Origin of the sequence: Synechococcus sp. OH2 (assembly GCF_047462155.1) — a bacterium.
Classification (GTDB): Bacteria; Cyanobacteriota; Cyanobacteriia; order Thermostichales; family Thermostichaceae; genus Thermostichus.
The window spans coordinates 3,023-6,810 of the sequence record NZ_JANSIR010000082.1; the positions used below are offsets into that span (position 1 = coordinate 3,023).

Annotated in this window: 6 protein-coding genes; 3 read left to right on the forward strand and 3 right to left on the reverse strand. The window is 58.3% G+C overall.

What is annotated here, in order from left to right; all coding sequences use genetic code 11:
- Window positions 1-251, reverse strand: a 251-nt coding sequence (locus NW835_RS07325; RefSeq protein WP_414414925.1) for a hypothetical protein, incomplete at its 3' end; no start/stop codon positions are given.
- 188 nt (window positions 252-439) lie between these two features.
- Between NW835_RS07325 and NW835_RS07330 the strand changes: the two genes are divergently transcribed.
- Together NW835_RS07330 and NW835_RS07335 are read left to right on the forward strand one after the other, a co-directional pair.
- The gene (locus NW835_RS07330) at window positions 440-715 is read left to right on the forward strand and encodes a DUF4404 family protein (RefSeq protein ID WP_414365191.1); all 276 of its coding nucleotides are present in this window, start codon (window positions 440-442) and stop codon (window positions 713-715) included.
- Window positions 716-745: 30 nt separating this feature from the next.
- Complete coding sequence (locus tag NW835_RS07335; protein ID WP_414370809.1) at window positions 746-1,213, forward strand: hypothetical protein; 468 nt, start codon at window positions 746-748, stop codon at window positions 1,211-1,213.
- A 26-nt stretch (window positions 1,214-1,239) separates the two neighbouring features.
- Here NW835_RS07335 and NW835_RS07340 read toward each other — a convergent pair whose 3' ends face one another.
- On the reverse strand, window positions 1,240-1,464 hold the full coding sequence (locus tag NW835_RS07340) for a DUF2555 domain-containing protein (protein ID WP_414365193.1): 225 nt from the start codon (window positions 1,462-1,464) through the stop codon (window positions 1,240-1,242).
- Between the two features lie 112 nt (window positions 1,465-1,576).
- Entirely contained in the window at window positions 1,577-1,927 is a 351-nt protein-coding gene (locus tag NW835_RS07345; RefSeq protein WP_414377866.1) for a hypothetical protein, read from the reverse strand.
- Between the two features lie 227 nt (window positions 1,928-2,154).
- Between NW835_RS07345 and gltX the strand changes: the two genes are divergently transcribed.
- Window positions 2,155-3,594: a glutamate--tRNA ligase gene (gene gltX / locus NW835_RS07350; protein ID WP_414377869.1), complete on the forward strand. Its 1,440-nt coding sequence runs from the start codon at window positions 2,155-2,157 to the stop codon at window positions 3,592-3,594.
- The last annotated feature ends 194 nt before the right edge of the window (window positions 3,595-3,788 follow it).

Sequence of the window (3,788 nt, forward strand, 5' to 3'; positions counted from 1 at the left end):
ACCCAGCCGCTGCGTTCTTGCCCCCCCGGATTGCGTATCCGCACATAAAACACGCGTTGATACTTGGAAGTGCTGCCGGAAAAAGGCCCCAGCCGCCAATACCGCGCCTCCTGGCTCAGAATGGAGTAGCCATGCTTTGCCGCCCACCGCTGCAGCAGCTCCTGGCTGCGTCTTTGTTCCCAGACAAAAATTCCCAGGAACAGGGCAACGGCAACCACTGCCCCCAGCAGGGCCAATGCCAGCTCAGACATAGAGATAGACAGCAAGGCTATTGCCCATCGTATGGGAGTTGCTCCAAGGCTGGGATCCCCGGCTGCAAAAGTTAACCTTTGCCGCCTTAGCCGCTTCCAAAAGAGCGATCTCCGCTCCTGTTATGATCGAGTCAGCGTGGTCAAAACTCGATTTATTGATTGAGTGAATTGATAAGGTCTTTTTGAGAATGGCTGCATCGAAATTGCGACAACTGCTGCACGACCTGGATGTTGAGCTGCAAAAAACCCCTGGCTTGGATGAAAAGCAGCGGCAGCACATCGCCACCATTCGCCAGGAGGTAGAGGCGGTGCTGGCCGAGCTGGGATCCCCAACCGAGAGCTCACGAAACCAAGGGCGGAAAGCTCGCATTGGGGAAGCGCTGGCCCTGTTTGAAACCTCCCACCCCAACCTCACCCTGATCCTGGAGCAAGTGATCGACACATTGGCAGGGATGGGTCTGTAGTTCCCCCAGTGGGTATCCGAGGGTTTCAGAATGAACAGCCAAGACCGCTTAGATCGAGCAGAACAACTCCTAGCTCAGGCAGCCGAGCAGATTGCGGCCAACAGCCGCGAGATCCAAGAGCTACGCCAGGCCATCCGAGAAAGCCACGCCGAGCTGAGCGAGCAAAACGCTGCTCGCAGTCGGGAAATCGAGCAGTTGCGCCAGGCCATCCGAGAAAGCCACGAGCAAAATATGGCCCAGGCGCAAGGTTTGAGAGACTTACAGGAAGTTGTCCGCGAGACCCGCTCAGATTTAGCACACTTGGCTGAATGGGCTGAGGAAGTAACTCAAGCTCTCATCACTCTTACTGCATTGCAACAAGAGCACGAACGCGCCATCCAGGCCATCAACCAGCGTCAGATCGAGAATGACCAGAGGTTTAACGTTCTCCTCGAAGAAGTGCGCTATCTTATTCGCAGACAAGGGTTAGATGGAAGTTCCTCTCCCCCTTCTACTTGAGGAGGGGGGATTCTTTCTGAGCAAATCTAGTCCTCATCCACTTCCCACTCCAACAAGTGGGCGTAGGGAGCCACCAGCTCCGGAGAGTAAAAAGCAATAGCCTGCAGCGTGTGCCAATCTTCCAGGCAGTCGAAGACGTTAGGGTACTCGTTGCGCTCCAGCCGCTCTGCAATGGCCGCCACATCAGCTGCAGTGAATTGGCGGGGATCCCTGCCCTTGGGGAGGGCCTCTACTTTGGATCGGGCAGACATAGGTAGCCTGAACACGCTACAAGCCGATCTTAGCCTCTCGGCCCGACGCCCCCTGGCCGAAAACGCGAATTTGTAGAGGTTCTACACAATGCAGGCTGGGCATCTGCCTTGCCTAGCGGAGGAGTTCAGAGTCCAAAACAGGCTCTGTCTGAGTCACGCGGTAATAGCCAGCCTGGGTGCGAACCGAAGCTTGATAAGGGCTGGGCAAATCCAGCGAGCGCAAGGGGGGGATGTTGGTGCGCTGGTTCAGCAAAGTGGTGAAGAAGGCAGTGGTTCGCCGGGCCTGGGAGCGCACCACTTCCTCAGGGAAAATGACTGGGTCGGCCTCCTTGCCCGTATCCAGCAAGATTTGATCTAGGGCTTCCCCCACCGGATAGGAGGGATAGGTGATTTGGGCAAAAGCCGATCCAACCGGGATCCCGCCGGCTAGACAGCCCAGAACAATTGCCAGGGTTAGACGCATGTGCTGTAGTTCCTCCTACGCTACAGTGGTTTGTTCCTCAACACCGGAGAAAGCAGAATCTGGGCGTTGCCCACCAACCTTGACCCCCAAGGAGCCTACCTCTTGACCGGCAGCTAAGGCGGATTCTACCCGAAAGACCTCGGTTGGCAACGGTTGCAGCCCCCAACATGACAAGGGATCCCCTTGCCGACTAGGATCAAGATGCTCTGCTTGGGATCCATAAGCCTGTGAGTGTTCGCGTTCGCCTTGCCCCCAGCCCAACCGGAAATTTGCACATTGGCACCGCCCGGACGGCAGTGTTTAACTGGCTCTATGCTCGCCGCCACGGTGGCCAGTTCATTTTGCGCATTGAAGACACCGACCGCGAGCGCTCTTCCCCCCGCTACACCCGCAACATCTTGGCAGGGCTAGCCTGGCTGGGACTGGATTGGGATGAGGGGCCCATCTACCAATCCAACCGCATTGCGCGCTACCAAGCGGTGGTGCAGCAGCTTTTGGACCAGGGGCTGGCCTACCGCTGCTATGTCAGCGAGGCGGAGCTGGAAGCAATGCGCGCCGCCCAGAAGGCCGCCGGCAAAGCCCCCCGCTACGACAACCGCCACCGTTTTCTCACCGAGGAACAGCGACGGGCCTACGAGGCCGAGGGGCGGCAGCCGGTGATCCGCTTCAAGATCGAGGAGCCGATGGAGGTGTCGTGGGTGGATCTCATCCGCGGCCCCATCACCTGGAACACCCAAGATTTGGGGGGGGACATGGTGATCGCCCGGGCGGATGGCTACCCTCTCTACAACTTGGCAGTGGTGGTCGACGACATCGACATGGGCATCACCCACGTCATCCGTGGCGAAGACCACATCGGCAACACCCCCAAGCAGATCTTGCTCTACCGCGCCCTGGGCCACGAGCCGCCGCAATTTGCCCATTCTCCCCTGATCCTGAATCCAGAAGGGAAGAAGCTCTCCAAGCGGGATGGGGCAACCTCGGTAACCGAGTTTCAGCAGATGGGCTTCTTGCCGGAAGCCCTCAACAATTACCTGGCTTTGTTGAGTTGGTCCCCCCCCGATGGGGAAGAGATTTTCTCGTTGGAAAAGGCAGCTACGATGTTTGACTTCGACCGGGTCAACCGGGCTGCCGCTCGTTTTGATTGGGACAAGCTCAACTGGATCAACAGCCAGTACATCAAGCAGCTCTCCCCGGCAGAATTGGTGGAGCGACTTACCCCCTTTTGGCAGGCGGCGGGGTTTGACCTGGGAGCGGTGCCGGATCCCACTTGGCTGGAAGATGTGGCCCGCCTAATCGCCGAGGGCATCGACCGCCTGACGGAGGCTCCTCCCCTCAGCCGTTTTTTGTTTCAAGAGCCCCTTAGCTACTCGTTGCCAGCTCTGGAACAGTTGCGCCTGCCGGGGGTGGCAGAAGCGATGGCTGCCATGGCTGCCACGTTGGCTGCTGCTGAGCTGCCCCAGCCAGTTTCTGCGGACAGCTTAAAACTGCTGGTGGAAGAGGTGGCCAAAAGCCAGGGGATGAAAAAGGGCCTGCTGCTAAAGAGCTTGCGGGCCGCCCTGACAGGGGAGCTGCAGGGGCCGGATTTGATGGCCTCTTTTGCGCTGCTGCAGCGGCGGGGTTGGGCTTTGGGGCGGCTGGAGGCGGTGCAGCGATTGGTTGCCTGACCTCAGGCTGTTGGAGTCTACTTTTTTTCTATTGCTTGCTGCTATGCCTTTGCAGGCTTTTGACACTCCCCCGACTTTAGTCGGGGAACTCTTGCGCAGTCCACAGACAGACTCGCAAAGGCGCTGTCGAGACGCCCCTAGACGGCTCCTTGGAACCCAGTCTCAAGGTTCCGCTTACTTGTTGACTGACAGCA

What these genes read in the sequence shown, in the direction of transcription:
- NW835_RS07330 (WP_414365191.1), top strand. Translation starts at nt 440, where the DNA reads ATGGCTGCATCGAAATTGCGACAACTGCTGCACGACCTGGATGTTGAG.
- NW835_RS07335 (WP_414370809.1), top strand. Translation starts at nt 746, where the DNA reads ATGAACAGCCAAGACCGCTTAGATCGAGCAGAACAACTCCTAGCTCAG.
- NW835_RS07340 (WP_414365193.1), bottom strand. Translation starts at nt 1,464, where the DNA reads ATGTCTGCCCGATCCAAAGTAGAGGCCCTCCCCAAGGGCAGGGATCCC.
- NW835_RS07345 (WP_414377866.1), bottom strand. Translation starts at nt 1,927, where the DNA reads ATGCGTCTAACCCTGGCAATTGTTCTGGGCTGTCTAGCCGGCGGGATC.